The organism is Thioclava sp. DLFJ4-1 (assembly GCF_002020145.1).
Classification (GTDB): Bacteria; Pseudomonadota; Alphaproteobacteria; order Rhodobacterales; family Rhodobacteraceae; genus Thioclava; species Thioclava sediminum.
Genome location: NZ_MPZT01000004.1, coordinates 306,739 through 329,714 on the forward strand (window position 1 = coordinate 306,739; position 22,976 = coordinate 329,714).

Genomic DNA, 22,976 nt, shown 5'->3' on the forward strand with positions numbered 1-22,976 from the left:
CACGGATTATTCAGCCGTGGATCACTCCAGATATTCCGCGTCGCTCACCTTCTCGCCCCAGGTCACGGCGGAGCCATCCACCACCTGCTGGATCGCGAAATGCGTCACATGGGTCGTGTCTGTCGCGCCATGCCAATGCTCGATGCCGGGCGGGCACCAGATGACGTCGCCTGCCTGCATCAGCTGCTTGGGCTGGCCGCGTTCCTGCACCCAGCCAGAGCCTGCCGTCACGACCAGTTTCTGCCCCGCCGGATGGGTGTGCCAAGCCGAGCGCGCGCCGGGAAGGAAGGTCACTTCGCCCGCGCTCACATCGCCCATGTCAGGGCCGAAGACGGGGGCGACGAGGGCGGTGCCGGTGAAGGTCTCAGAGCTGCCGATCGTGGCCGCGCGGCTCTCCGCCGGGGTCAGTTCCATCGACTGCGCAACGGCGGCGGGGGCGGCGAGAAGGACGGCGAGCGTCGTGAAGGTGCGGATCATCAGGGGTCTCCCTTGGATTGCGTTTCAATGGCAAGGCCGTGATCTCCCTGGCCTCGCTTTCATTGAGGTAAGGACCGCAGACGCGGGGTTAATGCCGCAAAAGCCGGAAAGCCTCATGAGCAGGATTCATGGATGCTGTGCGCAAAGCGGTGATTATCTGCGGCGCGTTTCGCGGCATGTTGAAAGGCAGGCGCCACCCTTGTTCCGGCGCTCTTCGTCAGTTCCCGAAAAAGGAGGCCCGAGATGTGCCAGTCCTGCAATGACACGTTCCAAACCTTGACCCGCGATGGCGAAAGCCGCCGCAATTTCCTGCGCAGCGGCGCCGCGCTGGCCGCGGCCCCCTTGGCGGCGAGCGTCGCCACGCAAGCGACCGCGCAAGAGGGCGGCGCATCGCTCGAAGCCTCCGAGGTGCAGGCTTGGGCGGCCTTCGACACGGAGGGCAGTTTCGCGCCCCATACGATCTCGCGCCGTGCCGCTGGCCCGAAGGATGTCGTGGTCGAGATCATGTATAGCTCGATCTGCCACTCGGACATCCACACCTACAAGGGCGACTGGGGGATGCCGCAGTTTCCGCTCGTTCCCGGTCACGAGATGGTCGGCCGGGTCGTCGGCATCGGCGCTGAGGTCACCAAGTTCCGCGAGGGCGATATCGCCGGGGTCGGCACGATGGTCGACAGCTGCGGCACCTGCGCCAATTGCCTGGCCGACCGCGAGCAGAACTGCCTCAACGGCACGACCTTCACCTATAATTCCGAGGACAAGATTTCGGGCGGGGTGACCTATGGCGGCTATTCCAAGAAGATCGTCGTGAAGGAAGACTTCGCGCTGCGCATCCCGCCTGGGGTCGATCTGGCCGGGTTCGCGCCGCTTCTGTGCGCCGGGATCACCACCTTCTCGCCGATCAATCACTGGGATCTGCAGCCCGGCCAGCGTTACGGCGTGATCGGCATGGGCGGTCTGGGCCATCTCGCGGTAAAGCTGGCGGCGGCGAAAGGGGCCGAGGTCGTCGTCTTCACCACTTCCGAGGACAAGATCGCCGATGCCAAGGCTTTCGGCGCCGCCGAGGCCTTTCTCTGGTCCGACGAGGCCGCGATGCGGAGCCAGATGGGCAGCTTCGACCTGATGCTCTCGACCGTTCCGGTGGCCTATCCGATGCAGCAATTCCTGAACCTGCTCAAGCTCGACAAGACGCTGGTCAATGTCGGCGCGCTGTTCCCGATCGAGGGGGCGCATGGGATGATGATGGGCTTCGGGCGTCAGAGCCTCGCGGGCTCGATGACCGGCGGCATTGCCGAAACCCAGCGCGTGATCGACTTCGCCGCGCATCACGGGGTCGCGGCCACCTACGAGATGATCACCCCTGAGCAGATCGGCGAAGCCTGCGAGAAGGTCGTGAACAAGCAGGCGCGCTATCGTTATGTGATCGACATGACCCAGGCCTGAAACGGCGACTGATGAGCGCGGCTCATCTGTGGCAGTATTGCGCGGCGGGTAATCCTCCCGCGCAATCGCGCTTAGATTTGTCTCCAGACAGCAGGAGGGCATCGGCCATGAGCGTCACGAAGTTTCTGACACCCGTCGCGGCGCTATGCGTCGCCGCCAGCATGGCCTGCGCTCAGGAGACGAAAGGAGACAGCATGATCCCGATCACCGTGACCGCAGGCGAGACGGTTCTGACTGCCAAGCTCGACGACACCCCTGCAGGGCGCGATTTCGCGGCGCTCATGCCGCTGGAGTTGACCTTGCGCGACTACCACGGCATCGAGAAGATCGCCGATCTGCCGCGCAAGCTCGACACGACCGGCGCGCCGCGCAGCTACGAGCCGAAGACGGGCGACGTCACGCTTTATGCGCCTTGGGGCAATCTCGCGATCTTCTACAAACCCTTTGCCAACTCGCCGGGCCTCGTGCGGCTGGGCGCGTTCGACGGGTCGCTCGAGGCGATGATGAGCAATCCGACGGTTCGGTTCGAGCGCGCGGAGTGATCGCATAGCCTCTCGGCGGCGTAATTCGGTAGCCCGACCCGGAAGGAGATGCCGTGACCGCCGCCGAGCCTTTGCCATTGCCTACAGCCACCCGCGCTGCGGGTGAGGGCCGTCTGACGCGGTTCGCCCCGAAGATGGGCGCGGATTACGCGCAGGGGCGCAATTTCGATCACGGGGCCGGTCGGCACTCGGGGGTGTCGCAACTTTCGCCCTATCTGCGCAGGCGTCTTGTGCTGGAGCGTGATGCGGTGGCGCGGGCTTATGAGGCCCATGGTGCAGGGGCTGCAGAGAAATTCGTGCAGGAGGTGCTCTGGCGGGGCTATTTCAAGGGCTGGCTGGAGCACCGACCTGAGATCTGGGCGCGCTATCGGGACGGGTTGGCGCAAGACCTCGCCGCGCTCGACGACGCGCCCGATCTGGCCGCGCGCGTGGCCGAGGCCGAGGCGGGGCGCAGCGGGATCGCCTGCTTCGACGCGTGGGCGTGTGAGCTGCGCGAGACCGGCTATCTGCACAACCATGCCCGGATGTGGTTCGCCTCGATCTGGATCTTCACGCTTCGGCTACCATGGCGGATCGGAGCGGATTTCTTCTACCGCCATCTGCTCGACGGGGATCCGGCCTCGAATACACTCAGCTGGCGCTGGGTCGCGGGGCTGCATACGCGGGGCAAGTTCTATGCCGCCGAGGCCGGAAATATCGCGCGCTATACCGGAGGGCGGTTCGCGCCCGATCCCGCGCAATTGGCGGAGGTGAGTGCGGGGTTGGAGGCGGAAGAGCCCGAGGGCCTGCCCGCGGTCGCGCCATTGCGCGTGCCGCGCGCCCCGCAGCCGGGGCTGCCCACGGCGCTTCTGATCACCGAGGAAGATTGCCGCGTCGAGGATTTCGATCTGAGCGCGTTCGATCTGCGCGGGACCGCGACTGTCACCGCAAGTCACCTTCGCTCACCGCGCAAGGTGGCGCCGCATGTCGCCCGGTTCGAACGGGACGCGCTCGCCGATGCTGCCGCGCGCTCAGGGTTCTCGGAAGTGCAACGCATGAGGGCCGAGGACTCGTCAGCACTGCTCGATTGGGCGCAAAGCCTCGGCGTGCAGCAACTCGTCACGCCGTATGTCCCGATCGGACCGCTCGGCGATTGGCGCGAGCGCGCGGAGGCGGCGCTGGGCGAGTATGACATCGCGCTGTGCGAGCTAACGCGGGAGTGGGATCGCGTGATCTGGCCCCATGCCACGGCCGGGTTCTTCAAGGTCAAAAAGAAACTCCCTCAAATCCTTGCAGAGCTTGGCTTGGCCTGAGGGCAGGGGGAATTGCGCGCGCCCTTGCCGATCATCGCCGAGTGATCGCGCTTCTTCGGAATTTTCCTAGTCATCTCAAAGCTTTTGGGCTACGATTCCGATCAGACCCGGAAAACGGGCGTATTCGAGGCAGTAACGGCAGTATAGCCCATGACAGAAATGGCATTCGGCACCGTCCCCGTGCGGGCCGGTGAACCCGTCTTACCGAAATGGTGGCGCACGATCGACAAATGGGCGCTCGGCGCCGTTTTGGCGTTGTTTGGCCTTGGCATGCTTCTGGGGCTGGCAGCCTCGGTGCCGCTGGCAGAGCGCAACGGCCTTGAGCCTTTCTATTACGTCAAGCGACAGGCCTTCTTCGGGGTGGTGGCGCTGGGCGTGATGCTGGGCATCTCGATGCTCGACCCGAAACAGGTGCGCAGGCTGGGCGTGATCGGCTTCGTCGGCGCCTTCGTCGCGGTGATGCTGCTGCCAGTGCTGGGCACCGATTTCGGCAAGGGCGCGGTGCGGTGGTATTCCTTCGGCTTCGCATCGATCCAGCCGTCCGAATTCCTCAAGCCCGGTTTCGTCATCATCTCCGGCTGGTTCATGGCCGCAGCCCATGACGTCGGGGGCCCGAAGGGGCGGCTCTATTCCTTCCTTCTGATGGTCATCATCGTGGTGGCGCTCGCCTTGCAACCCGATTTCGGGCAGGCCTCGCTGGTGCTGTTCGCATGGTCGGTGATGTATTTCATTTCGGGCGCGCCGATTGCGCTGCTGACAGGGATCGGGGCGCTGACCGTGGCGGGCGGCTTCTTCGCCTATAATTTCTCGGAACACTTCGCGCGCCGGATCAACGGCTTCCTGTCGACGGATGTCGATCCGCGCACGCAGATCGGCTACGCGACGAACGCGATCCAAGAGGGCGGGTTCTTTGGCGTCGGTGTGGGGCAGGGTTCGGTGAAATGGTCGCTGCCCGATGCGCATACCGACTTCATCATCGCGGTCGCGGCTGAGGAATACGGGCTGATCCTCGTCCTCGTGATAATCGCGCTCTACGCGACGGTCGTGATCCGGTCGCTGCTGCGCCTGATGCGCGAGCGCGATCCCTTCACCCGGCTTGCGGGCTCCGGTCTGGCCTGCGCCTTCGGCGTTCAGGCGATCATCAATATGGGCGTCGCGGTGCGCCTTCTGCCCGCGAAAGGCATGACTTTGCCGTTCGTCAGCTACGGGGGCTCTTCGGTCATTGCTTCGGGGATTGCGGTGGGTATGTTGCTCGCGCTGACTCGGACCCGGCCGCAGGGACAGATTTCGGATATTCTCGCCCGGCGCGGTCGCTAAAACCCTCAGGAGGGGGACATGGCCAAGGACACGACCCCGCTACTGCTGATCGCCGCTGGCGGCACCGGCGGGCATATGTTCCCCGCACAGGCGCTGGCCGAGGCGATGGTGCGCCGGGGCTGGCGCGTCAAGCTGTCCACGGATGCGCGCGGGGCGCGCTACGCGGGCGGCTTTCCCCATACGGTGACGGTCGAGCAGATCGCCTCGGCGACGTTCGCGCGCGGTGGTGCGCTCGGCAAGCTGGGCGTGCCGTTCAAGATCGCGGGCGGCGTGGCTTCGGCCATCCGCAAGAACCTGTCGGACAAGCCGACGGTGGTGGTGGGCTTCGGCGGTTATCCGACGATCCCGGCGCTGTCCTCGGCGGTGTTCCTGGGCATCCCCCGCGCCATTCACGAGCAGAACGGCATCATGGGCAAGGTGAACCGCGTCTTCGCCAAGAAGGTGAACCGCTTCGCCTGCGGCACCTGGCCGACCGATCTGCCCGAGGGCGTGCAGGGCGAGCATACGGGCAACCCGGTGCGCGCCTCGGTGCTCGAGCGTGCGGGCGCGGCCTATATCCCGCCGGGCGACTACCCGATGTCGGTCCTCGTGATTGGCGGCTCTCAGGGTGCGCGCATCCTGTCGGACACGGTTCCGGCGGCGATGGCGAGCCTTCCGGAAGCCGCCCGCGCCAATCTGCGCGTCTCCCATCAGGCGCGCCCCGAAGACCTCGACCGGGTCGTGGCCGCTTATGAAGCTGCAGGCATCAGCGCCGAGGTCGAGCCCTTCTTCAACGACGTGCCGCGCCGTCTCAGCGAATGCCAGCTGGTGATCTCGCGCGCCGGTGCGTCCTCGGTCGCGGATATCTCCGTCATCGGACGACCCGCGATCCTGATCCCCTATGCCGCCGCCGCGGGCGATCACCAAGCGGCCAACGCGCGCGGTCTTGCGAAGACCGGCGGCGCGATCACCATCCCCGAAAGCCAGCTCTCGACGGAGAGCCTCGCGGATCAAATTTCACTGGTGCTGGACAACCCCGAGGGCGCGCTGCAGATGTCGCGCGCGGCCCTCTCCTACGGGGTGCCGGACGCCACCGAGCGGCTCGTCGCCCTCGTCGAAGACCTAGCAGGAAAGACACAATGAACGCGACCAAACTGCCCGGAGAACTCGGCCCCATCCATTTCGTCGGTATCGGCGGGATCGGCATGTCCGGCATCGCCGAAGTGCTGATGACGCAAGGGTTCACGGTTCAGGGCTCGGATGCGAAATCCTCCAAGATCACCGACCGTCTGGCGAAGCTGGGCGCGACCATCTTCGAGGGCCAGCGCGCCGAGAATATCGGTGAGGCGGGCGTCGTGGTGATCTCCACCGCGATCAAGCCGGGCAATCCCGAGCTGGAAGAGGCGCGCCGCCGCGGTCTACCGGTCGTGCGCCGCGCCGAGATGCTGGCCGAGCTGATGCGCCTGAAATCGAACATCGCGATCGGCGGCACTCACGGCAAGACGACGACCACGACGATGGTCGCGACGCTTCTGGACAAGGGCAATTTCGACCCGACCGTGATCAATGGCGGGATCATCCACGCTTATGGCTCGAACGCGCGCGCAGGCGCGGGCGAGTGGATGGTGGTGGAGGCCGACGAGAGCGACGGCTCGTTCAACCGTCTGCCCGCGACCATCGCCATCGTGACCAATATCGACCCCGAGCATATGGAGCATTGGGGCTCCTTCGATGCGCTGCGCAAAGGGTTTTACGATTTCGTCTCGAACATCCCTTTCTACGGGTTGGCTGTCTGCTGCACCGATCACCCGGAAGTGCAGACTCTGGTCGGCAAGCTCAACGACCGCCGCGTCGTGACGTTCGGCTTCAACGCGCAGGCCGATATCCGGGCGATCAACCTGCATTACGATGCGGGCGTCGCGCATTTCGACATCGCGTTGCAGGGCGAAGAGGGCAAGCCGGTGATCGAGGGCTGCACGCTGCCGATGCCGGGCGATCATAACGTCTCGAACGCGCTGGCCGCCGTTGCGGTGGCGCGTCACCTCGGGATGAAGATGGGCGAGATCAAGGAAGCTCTGGCGAGCTTCGGCGGCGTCAACCGGCGCTTCACCAAGGTCGGCGACGTGCTGGGCGGGGTCACGATCATCGACGATTACGGCCACCACCCGGTCGAGATCGCCGCCGTGCTGAAAGCGGCGCGTCAGGCGGTGAAGCCGGGCGCACGGGTGATCGCGGTCCACCAGCCGCACCGCTATTCGCGCCTGCATTCGCTGTTCGACGATTTCTGCACCTGTTTCAACGAGGCTGACGTCGTCGCTATCGCCGAGGTCTTCTCGGCGGGAGAGGAACCGATCGAGGGCGCCACGCGCGACGATCTGGTCGCCGGGCTGATCGCGCATGGTCACCGTCATGCTCGTGCCATTTTGTCGGAAGATGATCTGGCTCGGCTGGTGCGTGAACAGGCGCGTCCCGGCGATATCGTCGTCTGCCTCGGGGCGGGGACGATCTCGACCTGGGCGAACAACCTGCCTGCGAAGCTGGGGGGCTGAGCAGGCGCCGGGGCGACCCGGCACGACATCGAAAAGACTTGCGGCGCTGCCACGTCGTCTCATGTGGGCAAGAAGGGCCGCGTCATGCGTGACGAGACGCATCTGAAACGCCGATTGGGTCCGTGGCTGATGACCGGCTACGGGGTCGGCGTCATGGTCGGTGCGGGCATCTATGTGCTGGTCGGCGCGGTCGCGGCTCAGGCCGGGATCTGGGCGCCGCTGGCCTTCGTGCTGGCGGGGCTGATCGCGGCGCCCTCCGCGCTGTCCTATGCCGAATTGTCCTCGCGCATCCCCGAAGCCGCCGGAGAAGCCGCCTTTGTCGAGGAAGGCCTGCGCAGTCACGCGCTGGCGCTGATCGTGGGGCTGGGTATCGTGGTCGCAGGCACAGTGTCGGCGGCGACGGTGCTGCGTGGTGGGGCTGGCTATCTGACACTGCTGGTGCCGCTGCCGGTCGAGGGCGTGATGATCGCCTTCGGGCTGGTGCTGATCGGCGTCGCCTGCCTAGGTGTGCTGGAATCCGTGGGGCTCGCCGTGGCGCTGACGCTTGTCGAAGTGGTCGGGCTGGTTTTGGTGATCTGGGCGGGACTTTCGACCGATCCAAGCCCCGATCTCACGCCGGTGCCCGCACCGCAATGGGCCGGCATCGCGGCGGCCGCCTCGCTCGCTTTCTTCGCGTTCATCGGCTTCGAGGATATGGTGAACATGTCCGAGGAGATGCGCGACCCGATCCGCGACATGCCGCGTGCGATCCTCGCCGCGCTCGCGATCACCGCCATCCTCTATCTGACCGTAAGCTACGCTGCCGTGCGCGCGGTGCCGCTGGCCGATCTCGCCCGCTCCGAGCAACCGCTGGCGCTGGTCTGGCAATCGGCGGGGCACGGGCCGGGCATCCTCGCCGCGATCGCGGTGGCGGCGGCGCTCAACGGAGTGCTTGCGCAGGTGGTGATGGCGGCGCGCGTGCTGTTCGGTCTGGGCCGCCGCAGTCCCGCGCTGTCCGTTTTTCATCAGGCGCATCCGCGTTTTGGCACCCCGGTCCTCGCGACTCTTCTTTGCGGTATGGCGATGATTGCGCTTGCGCTCGCTGCCCCGGTCGAGCAATTGGCCGGTATCACTTCGAAGGTGCTCCTGGGCGTCTTCCTTCTCGTTAACCTGTCGCTCGTCGCGCTGAAAAGCCGGTCCGACTATGCGCCGTTCAAGGTGCCTATGGCCGTTCCGGTCGTGGGCGCATTGGTCGCCGGAGCGGCCCTGATCGCAGCCCTGGGAGGTTTCTCATGACCGTCTCGCTCGTTCTTGCCTGTGTCTGGGCGCTCATTGCCACGCTGATCGCGATGGGACCGAGGCGGTTCCACTGGCCGGGCGCGTGGGGGCTGATCGCGTTGGGCGTGCCGCTGGTGGGCTGGGTGACCTATCAGAACGGCCCGATCATGGGGCTGCTGGTGCTGGCGGGCGGCATGTCTGTGCTGCGCTGGCCGGTCATTTTCCTTGTCCGTGCGCTGCGGGGTACGCGTGACCCCGCTGAATGAGATCGGGATCGCTTGCCTCGCCCTGCGCGCGGGGCTACGAAATGCGCCATGACTGATTGTCCTTCGACCTATACCCCGCGCGGCGCGCTAACGCCGAACCGTCCGCTCGACTCGCTGACCTGGCTGCGCGTGGGCGGCCCGGCGGATTGGCTGTTCCAGCCTGCCGACGAGGATGACCTTGCAGAGTTCCTCAAAGGGCTGCCCGAGGAGATCGCGGTCTTTCCGATGGGCGTAGGCTCGAACCTGATCGTGCGCGATGGGGGACTGCGGGCGGTGGTGATCCGCATGGGGCGGGGCTTCAACGGCATCGCCTGCGAGGGCGACACGGTCACCGCGGGCGCCGCGGCGCTCGACGCCCATGTCGCGCGCAAGGCGGCGCAGGCGGGGCTGGACCTGACTTTCCTGCGCACCATTCCCGGCGCGATCGGCGGGGCGGTGCGGATGAATGCGGGCTGCTACGGCTCTTACGTCGCCGATCACCTGATCGAAGCGCGCGTGATCACGCGGGCAGGGGAGCGGGTCACGCTCACGCCCGGGGATCTGAACTTCGCCTACCGTCAGAGCGATTTGCCCGAAGGCTGGGTGCTGACCGGCGCGACGTTCCGGGCGGAGGCCGGTGACCCCGACGCGCTTGAAGCGCATATGGCCGAGCAACTGGCCAAGCGCGACGCGACCCAACCCACCAAGGACCGCACCGCCGGATCGACCTTCCGCAACCCGGCGGGCTTTTCCTCGACGGGCCGGGCCGATGACACGCATGAGCTGAAGGCGTGGAAGGTCATCGACGACGCCGGAATGCGCGGCGCGCGCATCGGTGGCGCGCAAATGTCGGAAAAACACAGCAACTTTATGATCAACACTGGCGGGGCGACCGCGGCCGATCTCGAAAATCTCGGGGAAGAGGTGCGCAAAAAGGTTGTGCAATCGAGCGGAATTTCGCTAGAGTGGGAAATCATGCGTGTAGGAGAATTCGAGGCGTAAGACCTCTACCCTGCAACGCAATTACCGGACGGGGGTCAACCCCCGCATGAGGCGAAAGTAGCGGGTATGTCGAGCAGGGCATCCCACCGTGTGGCGGTTCTTCTGGGCGGCCCTTCTGCTGAGCGGGAGGTGTCTCTGTCCTCGGGGCGCGAATGCGCCAAGGCGTTGCGCACGGCGGGTTTCGAAGTGATCGAGATCGACGCGGGAGAGGATCTCCCGCAACGGCTGAGTGATGCCGCGCCCGATTGCGTTTTCAATGCTTTGCATGGTCGCTGGGGCGAGGATGGCTGCGTTCAGGGCATGCTCGAATGGCTCCGCATTCCTTACACGCACTCCGGTGTGCTGGCCTCGGCGCTGGCGATGGACAAGGCGCGCGCCAAGCAAGCCTATGCCGCCGCGAACCTGCCGATCGTGCAATCCGTGATCGCGACCAAGGACGACGTGATGGCGCGGCACGTGCTGCCCGCGCCTTATGTCGTGAAGCCGAATAACGAGGGCTCGTCGGTCGGCGTCTATCTGGTGATGGATGGCGCGAACTCGCCGCCGCAGCTATCGGCCGAGATGCCCGAAGAGGTGATGGTCGAGACCTACGCCCCGGGCCGTGAGCTGACGGTTTCCGTGATGGGCGATCGCGCGCTTTGCGTGACCGAGATCATCACCGAGGGCTGGTACGACTATGACGCGAAATACCGCCCCGGCGGCTCGCGCCACGTTCTGCCCGCCGAGATCCCCGTCGAGATCACCGAAGCCTGCCTCGATTATGCGGTCCGCGCGCATCAGGTGCTGGGCTGCCGGGGCCTCTCGCGCACCGATTTCCGCTGGGACGAGGGCAGGGGGCTCGCCGGTCTCGTGCTGCTGGAGACCAACACCCAGCCCGGCATGACGCCCACGTCGCTTTCGCCCGAACAGGCCGCGCATTGCGGCATCGATTTCCCCGAGCTTTGCGCTTGGTTGGTGGAGGACGCCTCATGCGGCCGCTGAACGGTGCCCCGCCGCGCGAAGCCCCCGGGCATCGCCAAGGCCCTTCGGGCGGTATGGCCCCTCGCGTTTACCAACGCTCCAAACGTCCCGCCCGCCGCGATCCCGCGCCGTCGCGGCTTGCTTTCAAACTCGAACGGCTGTGGCTCACGCCTGCGGTGCGCGCCTTCACCCGGATCGGCGTGCCGATTGTTCTGATCGTCGCGGGTCTCGGCCTGTGGCTGGGCGATCCGGGCCGCCGCGCCGATCTCGTCGCGCAGGTGCAGGATGTGAAGGACGCGATCGAACATCGCCCCGAATTCATGGTCAAGCTGCTGAAGATCGAAGGCGCGAGCCCCGAGGTCGCCCATGCCGTGCGCGCGATGCTGCCGGTGGGGCTCCCTGCGTCCAGCTTCGATATCGACCTCGACGCCTATCGCGACACGATCCGCCGCCTCGATGCGGTGGCCGATGCGCGGCTGGTGATCCGCCCGGGCGGCGTGCTTGAGGCCGACGTGACCGAGCGCGTCCCCGCGATCCTCTGGCGCCAGCCTGCGGGGCTTGAGATGCTCGATGCGTCTGGCCACCGGGTCGCCACGCTGATTTCGCGCGAAGCGCGCCCCGATCTGCCGGTGATTTCCGGCATGGGCGCGGATAAGGCGGTGCCCGAGGCGCTGGAAATCATTGCCGATGCCGGTCCGCTTCTGCCGCGTCTGCGCGGGCTGGAGCGGCTGGGCGAGCGGCGCTGGGATCTCGTGCTCGATCATAACCAGCGGATCATGCTGCCCGAGACAGATCCCGTCGCCGCACTCGACCGCATCCTCGCGCTCAACACCGCCGAGGATCTGCTCGCCCGCGATTTCACCGTGATTGATTTTCGAAACAAGGACCGTCCGACGATCCGGCTCAGCGATAACGCGCTCGCCGAATTCCGCCGGGTGCAGTCTGACATTCTCAAAGCGAGGGCCACGCAATGACCGATCTCTACGAGTTCCAGCGCGCAATGCGCAACATGCGTAAGGCAGCGATGCAACGGGGCGTGATCGCGCTTCTCGATATCGGCAGTTCCAAGATCGCCTGCCTCGTTCTGAAATTCGACAATCCGAACGGGTCCGAGGATGAGGACTCGCTGGCCGGGCACGCCTCGGTGCGGGTGATTGGGGCCGCGACGACGCGTTCGCGCGGGGTGCGCTTCGGCGAGATCGACGCGATGGCAGAGACCGAGCGCGCGATCCGGACCGCCGTGCAGGCCGCGCAGAAGATGGCCAATACCCGCGTCGATCACGTCATCGCCTGTTTCGCGGGCGCCGAGCCGCGGTCCTACGGGCTGGCGGGCGAGATCGAAGTGCAGGGCGATCAGGTCACCGAGGTCGATGTGAGCCGCGTGCTGGCATCGTGCGATATCCCGCCGCTCGGGGCAGGGCGCGAGGTGCTTCATGCGCAGCCGGTAAACTTCGCACTCGATCACCGCTCGGGTCTGGCCGATCCGCGGGGCCATGCGGGGCAGCGCCTCGCGGTCGACATGCATCTGCTGACCGTCTCCGACACCGCGATCCAGAACCTGATCTATTGCATCCGTCGCTGTGATCTCGAACTCGCGGGCATCGCCAGCTCGGCGTACGTTTCGGGCGTCTCCAGCCTCGTCGAGGACGAGCAGGAACTGGGCGCGGCCTGCATCGACATGGGCGGCGGCGCGACCGGCGTGTCGATCTTCATGAAGAAACACATGATCTATGCCGACGCGGTGCGGCTGGGCGGCGAGCATGTCACGCGCGACATCGCGGCGGGGCTGCGGGTGCCGATGTCGGTGGCCGAGCGGATCAAGACCTTCCACGGCGGCGTCGTCGCCACCGGCATGGACGATCGCGAGATGATCGAGCTGGGCGGCGACTCCGGCGACTGGGAGAAAGACCGCCGCCAGGTGAGCCGCGCCGAACTGATCGGAATAATGCGCCCGCGCGTCGAGGAAATCCTCGAAGACGTGCGCGCGATCCTCGATGCTGCGGGGTTCGAGCACCTGCCTTCGAAGCAGATCGTGCTGACGGGCGGGGCGAGCCAGATCCCCGGTCTCGACGGGCTGGCCGCGCGAATCCTCGGCCAGAATGTGCGGCTCGGACGACCGATGCGGGTGCAGGGTCTGCCGCAGGCCGCGACCGGGTCGGGCTTCTCTTCCGTGGTGGGTCTGTCGCTTTTTGCGGCGCATCCGCAAGACGAGTGGTGGGATTTCGAGATGCCCCCCGAAACGCTGGGCGGGCGCTCGCTGCGCCGGGCCATCCGCTGGTTCCGCGATAATTGGTGAAATGTTGCAAAAGTGAAAATCGACTGATCTCAGACGCCTGTCGCGCGAAGTTCAAGTTCGCGTAGCGGCGGCGGTCTGGCCGCATCATCCACACAATATGCTGACGTCTGCGCGAAATACCGCTGGTCACGGAATCTGGAGCTCCAGATTTTGTGGTCCGAAGCGGTTTTTTACGTGACGCTGCGGCGATTCATCGCTAAAATCGGTCTAATTTCCATTGAAATCGGCCTGGGACAGGGTCGGGCAGCAACAACAGGCGGACATACCACATGGCGTTGAATTTGATGATGTCAGAGCACGAGGACCTGAAGCCCCGGATCACCGTATTCGGCGTCGGGGGCGCGGGCGGGAACGCGGTCAACAACATGATCGAGCAGCAGCTTGAGGGCGTGGAATTCGTGGTCGCGAATACCGACGCTCAGGCGCTGCAGCAGTCCAAGTCGCAGGCCCGGGTCCAGATGGGCACCAAGGTCACCGAGGGTCTGGGCGCAGGCGCACGTCCCACGGTGGGCGCGGCCGCGGCCGAAGAAAGCATCGAGGCGATCGTCGATCACCTCGCAGGCGCGCATATGTGCTTCATCACCGCTGGCATGGGCGGCGGCACCGGCACCGGGGCTGCTCCGATCATCGCGCAGGCCGCGCGTGAGCTGGGTGTTCTGACCGTCGGCGTCGTGACCAAGCCGTTCCAATTCGAAGGCTCCAAGCGGATGCGTCAGGCCGAGCAGGGCCTCGAAGAGCTCCAGAAGGTCGTCGACACGCTGATCATCATTCCGAACCAGAACCTGTTCCGTCTGGCCAACGAGAAGACCACCTTCACCGAGGCCTTCTCGATGGCGGACGACGTTCTGTATCAGGGCGTCAAAGGCGTGACCGACCTGATGGTCCGTCCGGGCCTGATCAACCTCGACTTCGCCGACGTGCGTGCGGTGATGGACGAGATGGGCAAGGCGATGATGGGCACCGGCGAGGCGACGGGCGAAGATCGCGCGGTTCAGGCCGCCGAGAAGGCCATCGCGAACCCGCTTCTCGACGAGATTTCGCTGGCAGGCGCCAAGGGCGTGCTGATCAACATCACCGGCGGCTACGACCTGACGCTTTTCGAGCTCGACGAAGCGGCCAACCGCATTCGCGAAGAGGTCGATGCGGATGCCAACATCATCGTCGGCTCGACGCTGGACCCCGACATGGAAGGCGCGATGCGTGTCTCCGTGGTCGCGACCGGTATAGATGCGCTGGCCACCCCGGCGGAAGTCCCGGTGCCGCGTCGCTCGCTCGCCGAGCCGCTGAAGCCCGCGGAAACCGCAGCCGAAGCTACCATCGAGCATGCGCCCGCTCCGGCGCCGCAGCCCGCTCCGGCCCCGCAGCCCGCGCCGCAACAGGCACCGGCCGCTCAGGCAGCCCCGCAGCCCGCGCCGCAGCAGACCGCACAAGAGCGGACCCTGTTCGACGCGCCCGCAGCCCGCGCCACGATGGAGCAGCCGCGCGCTCAGGAAGCCGCTGACGACCTGCCGCCGCCGGCCTATCGTCCGCAGCCTGCGCCCGCGCAGGATCTGCATGTCGAAGACGGCGCGCATGACTATGTCGCACCGCGTCCGCGTCAGCCCGGCACCCCTTCGCCGGAAGCCCTGCGCCGTCTCGAGGCGGCGGTGAACAAGGCTCCGTCGAGCGCGCCCGCGCAGCGTCCGATGGCGGCGACTCGCCCGGCCGCACCGCAGCAGCCGCAACCGCAGCCGCAGGCAGAGCGTCCGCGCTTTGGCATCAACTCGCTGATCAATCGCATGACCGGCCACGGCCATGCCGAGCAGGGCCACGCGCCCCAGCAGCATGCTCCGCAGCAGCCCGCGCCGCAGCCCCAGCAGCAGCGTCCGCAGACTGCACAGCCGCGCGCCGAAAGCTATGACGACGAGCAATCCGATGATCAGGATCGCATCGAGATCCCGGCATTCCTGCGCCGTCAGGCGAATTAATCGCTCACAAAGACTTCACGAAACGTCGAAAAAGGCCTGCGAAAGCGGGCCTTTTTCTATTATAAATCAGGGCCTTATGTGCGTTTGCGCGGCGTTCCGCCCGATCGCGGACGCAATGTTTCAGGCCGTTACAAAGAGTGAATTGTTAACCCCGCCGTCTCTGACTAACTGATGCTGCGGCTCTCGGACCCGTGTGTTCGTGGATCGCCAGAGAAAAAAGTTGTGAGGTTATCGTGCAGACGACGCTTGCCAAATCCGTGGCCTTTTCCGGCGTTGGGCTCCATTCGGGCGCCCCGGTCGAGATGCATGTGCATCCGGCGCCTGCAGGCCATGGAATCGTGTTCCGTCGCACCGATGTGTCCGGCGTGAACCCGCGTGTGCCCGCTTTGTGGAGCAACGTGCCGAGCGCGACGCTCTGCACGCTGATCGAAAACGAGGACGGCGTTCAGGTCTCCACGATCGAGCACCTGATGGCGGCTCTCGTGGGCTCGGGCATCCACAATGCGCTGATCTCGCTGGACGGGCCGGAAGTGCCGATCCTCGACGGGTCTTCGGCCCAGTTCGTCGCGGCGTTCCGCGCGGCTGGTTTGCGTGAGCTTGCCGCTGAACTGCGCGCGATCCGCATTCTCAAGCCGGTCGAAGTGCGCAACGGTCAGGCCGTGGCGCGCATCGAACCTGCCGCGGGCCTCGAGATCGATTTTGCGATCGACTTCACCGACGCCGCGATCGGTCGTCAGAGCAAGCGCCTCAAGATGGCCAATGGCGCCTTCGTGCGCGAGTTGATGGACAGCCGCACCTTCTGCCGTCTCGCCGATGTCGACGCGATGCGCGAGAAAGGGCTCAGCCTCGGCGGCACTTTCGAGAATGCCGTGGTCGTCGATGGCGACAAGGTGCTCAGCCCCGGCGGTCTGCGTCACGCGGATGAACCCGTGCGCCACAAGATGCTCGATGCGCTTGGCGATCTCGCGCTTGCGGGCGCGCCGATCCTCGGTCGCTATCGTGGCAATCGCGCGGGTCACGCGATGACCAACCAGCTTCTGCGGGCGTTGTTCGAGCGCCCCGATGCGTGGTGCTGGGAAACCTGTTCGCCCGCGCAGGCTTACAGCTTGCCCGGCGCTGGTGTATGCTCGGCAGCGGCACTGGCATCGGCCTGAATGCATCGCGGCCCGGTCACGGGTTCGCGGGCATCGGGAAAAGGGGCGTCAAAACCCGCAAAGGCATTTTGCGCCCCGGATTTTTCTATGCTAGGACATGCCGAACGGCCTCCGAAACGGGGTAGTGATTGACGGGTCCGGGGCCTTTCTCCGGCAACGAAAGAGGGATGGGGCAGGGCATGGCGCGCGGCAAACTGGCGGCAGCGAAACTCGGGGCTCTTGGTCTTGTAATGGCGCTTTCCGCCTGCGGTACTGACCCGAACAAAGCACCGAACCTCGAAAACTTCACGGCGAAGCAAATCTACGAGCGTGGCGAATACGAGCTGGAGGTCGGCAATCCGCGCCGCCCCAATACCGCGCTGAAGTATTTCTCCGAGGTCGAGCGGCTTTACCCCTATTCGCAATGGGCCAAGCGCGCGTTGATCATGGAAGCCTATGCCCAGCATAAGGCGAAGAATTACGAAGAAGCCCGCGCTTCGGCGCAGCGATTCCTCGACACCTATCCGGGCGACGAAGATGCGGCCTATGCGCAATATCTTCTGGCGCTCAGCTATTACGATCAGATCGACGAGGTCGGCCGCGATCAGGGCCTGACCTTCCAGGCGCTGCAGGCGCTGCGCGACGTGATCGAGAAATACCCGGATTCGGAATATGCCCAGTCGGCGATCCTGAAATTCGACCTCGCCTTCGACCACCTCGCGGGCAAGGAGATGGAGATCGGGCGTTACTACCTCAAGCGCGGCAACTACACCGCGGCGATCAACCGCTTCCGCGTGGTGGTGGAGCAATTCCAAACGACGAGCCACACGCCCGAGGCGCTGGAACGTCTGGTGGAGGCTTATCTGGCACTCGGCATCACCGATCAGGCCCAGACCGCAGGCGCGATCCTCGGCCACAACTTCCAGTCCTCGCCCTTCTATCAGGACGCTTTCAACCTGCTGCAAAAGCGTGGGTTGAAGCCCGAGGCGAAGGGCAACGGATGGCTGTCCAGCGTGTATCGTCAGGTGGTTCAGGGCAAGTGGCTCTGATCGGGGCCCTCATGGTCTGAAATGCTACATTCGCTGGATATCCGCGACATTCTGATTATCGAGAGGCTGGAGCTGGACTTCGGCCCCGGCCTCAATGTGCTGACCGGCGAGACCGGGGCGGGCAAGTCGATCCTGCTCGATTGTCTGGGCTTCGTGCTGGGCTGGCGCGGACGGGCCGAACTGGTGCGTCAGGGCGCCGATCAGGGCGAGGTGACCGCGGTGTTCGAGCTGCCCTCCGATCACCCCGCGCGCGAGGTACTGGCCGAAGCGGGCATCCCTGTCTCGGACGAGTTGATCCTGCGCCGGGTGAATGCGCGCGACGGGCGCAAAACCGCCTGGATCAACGACCGCCGGGCGTCGGGCGACGTCCTGCGTCAGGTCTCCGCCTCGCTGGTGGAACTGCACGGCCAATCCGACGATGGCGGTCTGCTCAACGAACGCGGTCACCGGGCGCTGCTCGATGCCTTCGCGGGCCATTCCGATCTGCTGGAGGCCACCCGCACGGCGTGGAAAGCGCGGGCCGCGGCGGCGCGCAAACTGGAGGCGGCGCGGAGTTCTCTCGCGGCGGTGAAGGAGGAAGAAGAATTCCTGCGCTATTCGGTGAAGGAATTCGATACGCTCGATCCGAAACCCGGCGAGGAAGCCGAGCTCGACAGCCAGCGCCGCCTGATGCAGGGCGCTGCGAAAATCCGCGAAGATGTGTCGCGTGCCTTTTCCGCCCTCGGCCCGGAAGGGGCGGAGGGGATGATGCGTGACGCCGATCGCTGGCTGCAAGGTGCAGCGGACAGGGCCGAGGGGCGGCTCGATGCGCCGCTGGAGGCCTTGGAACGCGCCTTCCTCGAACTGGGTGAGGCCGCGCAGGGCGTCGAGACCGCGCTGGATGCGCTCGATTTCGATCCCCATGCTTTGGAGGCCTGCGAGGAGCGTCTGTTCGCGATCCGTGGCCTTGCGCGCAAACATGGTGTGCTCGCCGATGAGCTGGCCGATTTCGCTGAAGGCCTGCGCGAGAAGCTGACTGCCTTGGACGCGGGCGAGGAAGGGATCGGCGCGCTGGAAGCCGAGCTCGCCAAAGCAGGCGCGACCTATGACAAGGCCGCCGCTGCGCTGTCGAAGGCGCGTGCCGAGGCCGCAGGGCAACTCGATACCGCGATGGCGGGCGAACTGGCGCCGCTGAAGATGGATCGCGCCGTGTTCGAGACGCGGCTGTCGGAGGGCGAGCCCGGTGCCGAGGGCACCGACACCGTGCGCTTCACCGTCGCCACCAACCCCGGCGCGCCGGCAGGGCCGCTCAACAAGATCGCGTCGGGCGGCGAGCTGTCACGCTTCCTGCTGGCGCTGAAAGTCGTGCTCGCGCGCGGCGCCGATACGCTGACCCTGATCTTCGACGAGATCGACCGCGGCGTGGGCGGAGCCACAGCCGATGCCGTGGGTCGCCGTCTCGCGAAGCTCGCTGAGGGCGCGCAGGTCCTCGTCGTCACCCATTCCCCGCAGGTCGCCGCCCGCGGCGCGACCCATTTCCGCGTCGCGAAATCGGTCAACAACGACATGACCACCTCCGAGGTCCGCGCACTGGCCACAGCCGAGCGCACCGACGAAATCGCCCGCATGATCGCAGGCGCCGAAGTCACCGAAGCCGCCAAGGCTGCTGCGCTGGATCTGCTGAAGGGTTGAGCGTCGGTCGCGCGTGTTTCGTGGTGGTCTGCCTACCGGGCTTTCAGCCGGTTGCGCAGTGTCTTGCGATGCATCGAGAGATAGTAACGCGCGACCGAAAGCGCCCCGCCGGAGCGACCGCTGAAATGCGGCATCCGGATGAAATGCGGGTTCGGGTGACGGAAGGACCAACCCCACCGGTGGACCGATAGATCGACCTTTTGCAGTACCCACGGCAAGGCCAGCTGATCGCGCTTCGAGTTTTGACGATATTCCTCCCACCAGAGTTGCATCGCCGGCGCGAGGTTGGTGGCGCAATGGTTGCGGAAGATGATGCTGTTTTCGGAGAGCGGCACGCCGCACCCGGTCGGCATATCCTCGCGATACCGGTTTAGCTGCGCAAGCATCGCAGCCTTTTCCTCGGGCGAGAAGCGGGGGGAGTCGCACAGTTCGGTGCATTCCTCGTCAATGGTGGACCGCGTCGGGTGTTTGAACAGCCCGATCGCGGCATGCGAGGCGATGAATTCGTCGCGCAAAACCTTGAGGTTGCTGACGATCCGAATGTTCCCGTCGAGATAGACCGAATAGCCGTATTCAGGGAAAATCTCATGCGCGAACATTTTGCACCAGCGGTTCGCATCGCCCGAGGGCAGGTCACGGGCCGGTTCGGGAAGCGGCCGGACGGTCCAGCCACGCGCCTTGGGCATGGGGGTGTTGGACAGTAGAATATAGTCGACGTCCGGATCGGACTGGCGCGGAGGCAGGGGTAAGTCGTATTCGTCGATTATGGCAGTATAGACGACAACCCTTGGCCGATCTGAAGAGGATGAACTGGGGGTCATGATGTCTTCCCCCTTATCCAAAGCGCCACTCGGCTCAAAGTGAAAACACGCTCCCGCGCGCGATTTTCACGAGTTCTCTGAATCTTTGAGCAATGGCGGGGGCGGAAACACGCGCGGCCATCGCCTGTGTCGCGCTCAAGGCCTGTGTCCAGTTCGGCCGGCCGAACTCGGCGGCCATCTTCTGGAAAGCCGCTTCTACCGCCGTGTCGCTGTCGTCTTCGGTGAAATAGGGATAGTCCGCGCCAAGCAGCGCTTCGGCATCGGGCACCGAGCGGTTCACCAGCGGAACGGCTCCGCAGGCGGCGGCGATCATCCCCTTGGTGAATGGTTTCGTCACGCGGCCGCCTTGCGCGTCGGGGCGGACGCAGTAATGCGCGCTATAATCTCCAAGCGCTTCGAAAGTGGCCTCGAAATCTTCGGCATGGGCCGCGTTGAGCACGTCGATCTTGTCTCGCAGTGCCTCGCTCATTTGGCAGTTCAGCGGGTCGCCGAAATAGACCATGCGGAATGTGTCCTGCTGCGCGCGCACAGCCTGATTGGCAAGGCGGATGTCTGGGCCATGCAGGATCGTATGAACCTTGGGCGCGATATGCGGTCCATCGGCGTTCCGCTCAGCGATAAGGTCGACCAGCTGACGTTCGGATTGGTACGAGCTTGCGATATGCAGATCGGCGGCGGGCAACAAAAGCCGGTCGAGATCGCCATCGACATAGTCGGCACAAATTGTCCCCCCGCGTTTCTTCAGGATCGCGGCGACCTCGGGGCGCAGCACGGGCAGGGCGCTTTTCGTGACGAAGAAGATCGCGTCTTCAGGTTGGCGTGCAGCCCAGAGACGGCGCGCGATCTTGCCCCAAAGCTTCGACTTGCGCGGCGCGAGGGAAATGGAGAGATCGATCTCGTCGCCAAGCTCGGGCGAAATCAGTTCAATCAGCTGATGGGCGCGCATGAAGGTGCTGCCCAGCGAGAGGTGCCGGTCGCTGCAAACGAAGACGATTCTTGGTCTGATTTCTCCCATGTCGCAACCATAGGTTAAGCGGCTGGGAGCCGCCATACGGCGTCTTACCCCGCCTCCACCACGAATTGCGCGGCGACGATTTCCCAGCCCGCTGGCGTCAGCCCAAGCGTTGCGGCCAGCGTGCAGCCGATCCGGCCCGCATCCGCGCCGTTTTCGGTGATGATCCCGGTCAGGACGAAGCGTTGGAGGACGACCGCGGCCTCGGCGCCGACGGCGCGCGATTTGGCCTTGCCGGTCACCAGCCGCGCGCGCGAGAAGGCGCCGGCGAGTTCGCCTGCGAACAGTTCCGCGATCTGGGTGCGGCCCGAGGCGATCCCGCCGGTGAGCGAGATGAAATCGGCATCTTCCGCGAAGAAGCCCGCAAGCGCCTGCGCGTCGCGCGCGCCCCAGGCTTTCGCAAAGGCGCGCGGCAGCGCGTCCGGGGTCTCGAAGCTCATTCGTCCTGCTCCACCAGTTTGCCGGGATTGAGAATGTTCTGCGGGTCGAGCGCGCGCTTGATCTGGCCCATCACGTCCCAGCCTGCACCATGCTCGCCGCGCATATAGCCCATCTTGCCCATGCCGATGCCGTGCTCGCCGGTGACGGTGCCCTGCATCTCCAGCGCACGTTCGGCCATCTTCGCGGCCACCTGCTTGGCGCGTTTGAACTCGTCCTTATCCTCGGGATCGAGCAGCAGGACCGAGTGGAAATTTCCGTCGCCGACATGGCCCACAACGGGGCCGATCAGCCCGGCTTCGAGGATGTCATGCTTCGTCGCGGCCACGGCCTCTGCCAGCCGCGAGATCGGGACGCAGATATCGGTCACCAGCCCCATGCAGCCGGGGCGATGCGCGATCGTGGCAGGGTAGGCACCGTGGCGCATCTTCCACAGCTTGTTGCGGTCCTCGGTCGTCGTCGCCCATTGGAAATCGGCCCCGCCCATCTCGGCCACGACTTCGCCGAAGCGCTCGGACGCCTCGGCCACGCCGCTTTCCGAGCCGTGAAACTCGATCATCAGATGCGGTTTCGCGGGGAAATCGGTGCCGTTGGCCTCGTTGAAAATCTGCGCAGTCAGGTCGTCGACGAATTCGATGCGAGCCATCGGGATACCCATCTGGATCGTCATCTGCACCGTCTCGACCGCCGCTTCCAGCGTGTCGAAGGCACAGACCGCCGACGAGATCGCCTCGGGCTGGCCGTGCAGGCGCAGCGTCAGCTCGGTGATGATCCCGAGCGTGCCTTCCGAGCCGACCATCAGCGCGGTCAGATCGTAGCCCGCCGAGGATTTCTTCGCGCGGCTGCCGGTGCGGATGATGCGACCATCGGCCAGCACCACTTCCAGCGCCGCCACATTGTCGCGCATCGAGCCATAGCCCACCGTCGTCGTCCCGCTCGCCCGGGTCGCGGCCATGCCGCCAAGCGAGGCATTCGCGCCCGGATCGACGGGGAAGAACAGCCCCGTCGCGCGCAGGTCTTCATTCAGCGCCTCGCGGGTCACGCCGGGCTGGACGCGCACCTGCATGTCCTCGGCCAGAACGTCCACCACGCGATCCATCTTCATCAGATCGAGGCTGATCCCGCCGCGCACCGGCACGGCATGGCCCTCCAGCGAGGTGCCCGTGCCATAGGGCGTGATCGGCACGTCATGGGCGGCGCAGGTTTTCACGATCGCGCTGACTTCCTCGGCGCTGATCGGATAGGCCACCGCATCGGGCGGCGCGAAAGCGAACCATGTCTCGTTGCGGCCGTGCTGGTCGCGCGCGCCTTTCGAGGTGTCGAGCCGGTCGCCCAGCAAAGTTTCGAGTTCCGCCAGCGCCTCTGCCAATGCCATGCACGCCTCCCATTTTTGCTGCCCAAGCTTTAGGCTCAGCCGCGCGCGAGTGAAAGGGTTCCTGCGGTTTGTCGGCGGTTTTTGTCTCGGATCAAGGATTTGTCGCGAATCTCTGCCTAGCTAGCAGCGCGCGGGTCCGGCAGACTTGCGC

At 65.4% G+C, this 22,976-nt stretch carries 21 protein-coding genes; 16 read left to right on the forward strand and 5 right to left on the reverse strand.

The features are described 5' to 3' along the window. Positions 1–21 precede the first annotated feature (21 nt). On the reverse strand, positions 22–477 hold the full coding sequence (locus BMI85_RS14420; RefSeq protein WP_078601769.1) for a cupin domain-containing protein: 456 nt from the start codon (positions 475–477) through the stop codon (positions 22–24). A 243-nt stretch (positions 478–720) separates the two neighbouring features. Here BMI85_RS14420 and BMI85_RS14425 point away from each other — a divergent pair, with 243 nt between their 5' ends. From BMI85_RS14425 to recN, 16 genes are all read left to right on the forward strand, one after another. Then, positions 721–1,920: an NAD(P)-dependent alcohol dehydrogenase gene (locus BMI85_RS14425; RefSeq protein WP_078601770.1), complete on the forward strand. Its 1,200-nt coding sequence runs from the start codon at positions 721–723 to the stop codon at positions 1,918–1,920. A gap of 107 nt (positions 1,921–2,027) precedes the next feature. Beyond that, the gene (locus tag BMI85_RS14430; RefSeq protein WP_246832566.1) at positions 2,028–2,462 is read left to right on the forward strand and encodes a cyclophilin-like fold protein; all 435 of its coding nucleotides are present in this window, start codon (positions 2,028–2,030) and stop codon (positions 2,460–2,462) included. Positions 2,463–2,515: 53 nt separating this feature from the next. After that, complete coding sequence (locus BMI85_RS14435) at positions 2,516–3,754, forward strand: FAD-binding domain-containing protein (RefSeq protein WP_246832567.1); 1,239 nt, start codon at positions 2,516–2,518, stop codon at positions 3,752–3,754. 150 nt (positions 3,755–3,904) lie between these two features. Continuing rightward, positions 3,905–5,071, forward strand: a complete 1,167-nt coding sequence (locus BMI85_RS14440; protein WP_078523003.1) for a putative peptidoglycan glycosyltransferase FtsW — start codon at positions 3,905–3,907, stop codon at positions 5,069–5,071. Between the two features lie 18 nt (positions 5,072–5,089). After that, positions 5,090–6,193, forward strand: coding sequence for a UDP-N-acetylglucosamine--N-acetylmuramyl-(pentapeptide) pyrophosphoryl-undecaprenol N-acetylglucosamine transferase (locus tag BMI85_RS14445; RefSeq protein WP_078601772.1), 1,104 nt, complete (start codon positions 5,090–5,092; stop codon positions 6,191–6,193). Beyond that, complete coding sequence (gene murC, locus BMI85_RS14450) at positions 6,190–7,599, forward strand: UDP-N-acetylmuramate--L-alanine ligase (protein WP_078523001.1); 1,410 nt, start codon at positions 6,190–6,192, stop codon at positions 7,597–7,599. Before BMI85_RS14445 ends, murC begins: the two co-directional genes overlap by 4 nt. An 84-nt stretch (positions 7,600–7,683) precedes the next feature. Next, the gene (locus tag BMI85_RS14455; RefSeq protein ID WP_078601883.1) at positions 7,684–8,874 is read left to right on the forward strand and encodes an APC family permease; all 1,191 of its coding nucleotides are present in this window, start codon (positions 7,684–7,686) and stop codon (positions 8,872–8,874) included. Then, entirely contained in the window at positions 8,871–9,122 is a 252-nt protein-coding gene (locus tag BMI85_RS14460; RefSeq protein ID WP_078601773.1) for a DUF2484 family protein, read from the forward strand. Before BMI85_RS14455 ends, BMI85_RS14460 begins: the two co-directional genes overlap by 4 nt. Before the next feature lie 48 nt (positions 9,123–9,170). Beyond that, complete coding sequence (gene murB / locus BMI85_RS14465) at positions 9,171–10,103, forward strand: UDP-N-acetylmuramate dehydrogenase (protein WP_078547622.1); 933 nt, start codon at positions 9,171–9,173, stop codon at positions 10,101–10,103. 66 nt (positions 10,104–10,169) lie between these two features. Next, positions 10,170–11,084, forward strand: coding sequence for a D-alanine--D-alanine ligase (locus tag BMI85_RS14470; RefSeq protein WP_078601774.1), 915 nt, complete (start codon positions 10,170–10,172; stop codon positions 11,082–11,084). After that, a complete protein-coding gene (locus BMI85_RS14475; RefSeq protein WP_078601775.1) occupies positions 11,072–12,037 on the forward strand; it encodes a cell division protein FtsQ/DivIB in 966 nt (321 codons plus the stop codon). Before BMI85_RS14470 ends, BMI85_RS14475 begins: the two co-directional genes overlap by 13 nt. Then, complete coding sequence (ftsA, locus tag BMI85_RS14480; protein WP_078522995.1) at positions 12,034–13,359, forward strand: cell division protein FtsA; 1,326 nt, start codon at positions 12,034–12,036, stop codon at positions 13,357–13,359. Before BMI85_RS14475 ends, ftsA begins: the two co-directional genes overlap by 4 nt. A 269-nt stretch (positions 13,360–13,628) precedes the next feature. Beyond that, positions 13,629–15,326 carry a cell division protein FtsZ gene (gene ftsZ / locus BMI85_RS14485; RefSeq protein WP_078601776.1) on the forward strand — a complete coding sequence of 566 codons (1,698 nt, stop codon included), beginning with the start codon at positions 13,629–13,631 and terminating at the stop codon, positions 15,324–15,326. 233 nt (positions 15,327–15,559) lie between these two features. Continuing rightward, on the forward strand, positions 15,560–16,480 hold the full coding sequence (gene lpxC / locus BMI85_RS14490) for a UDP-3-O-acyl-N-acetylglucosamine deacetylase (RefSeq protein WP_078522993.1): 921 nt from the start codon (positions 15,560–15,562) through the stop codon (positions 16,478–16,480). A gap of 179 nt (positions 16,481–16,659) precedes the next feature. Beyond that, complete coding sequence (locus BMI85_RS14495; RefSeq protein ID WP_078523038.1) at positions 16,660–17,508, forward strand: outer membrane protein assembly factor BamD; 849 nt, start codon at positions 16,660–16,662, stop codon at positions 17,506–17,508. A gap of 21 nt (positions 17,509–17,529) precedes the next feature. Continuing rightward, on the forward strand, positions 17,530–19,179 hold the full coding sequence (recN, locus tag BMI85_RS14500) for a DNA repair protein RecN (protein WP_078601777.1): 1,650 nt from the start codon (positions 17,530–17,532) through the stop codon (positions 19,177–19,179). Between the two features lie 32 nt (positions 19,180–19,211). Here recN and BMI85_RS14505 read toward each other — a convergent pair whose 3' ends face one another. The 4 genes from BMI85_RS14505 to BMI85_RS14520 all read right to left on the reverse strand — a co-directional run bounded on the left by BMI85_RS14505 (position 19,212) and on the right by BMI85_RS14520 (position 22,825). After that, positions 19,212–19,865: a glycosyltransferase domain-containing protein gene (locus BMI85_RS14505; RefSeq protein WP_210402362.1), complete on the reverse strand. Its 654-nt coding sequence runs from the start codon at positions 19,863–19,865 to the stop codon at positions 19,212–19,214. Between the two features lie 169 nt (positions 19,866–20,034). Beyond that, complete coding sequence (locus BMI85_RS14510; RefSeq protein WP_078601779.1) at positions 20,035–20,946, reverse strand: hypothetical protein; 912 nt, start codon at positions 20,944–20,946, stop codon at positions 20,035–20,037. 113 nt (positions 20,947–21,059) lie between these two features. Next, positions 21,060–21,452 (reverse strand): SgcJ/EcaC family oxidoreductase, encoded by a 393-nt coding sequence (locus tag BMI85_RS14515; protein WP_078542649.1) that lies wholly within the window; start codon positions 21,450–21,452, stop codon positions 21,060–21,062. Beyond that, positions 21,449–22,825 carry an FAD-linked oxidase C-terminal domain-containing protein gene (locus BMI85_RS14520; RefSeq protein ID WP_078547608.1) on the reverse strand — a complete coding sequence of 459 codons (1,377 nt, stop codon included), beginning with the start codon at positions 22,823–22,825 and terminating at the stop codon, positions 21,449–21,451. The genes BMI85_RS14515 and BMI85_RS14520 overlap by 4 nt, the downstream gene beginning before the upstream one ends. Positions 22,826–22,976: the final 151 nt, after the last annotated feature.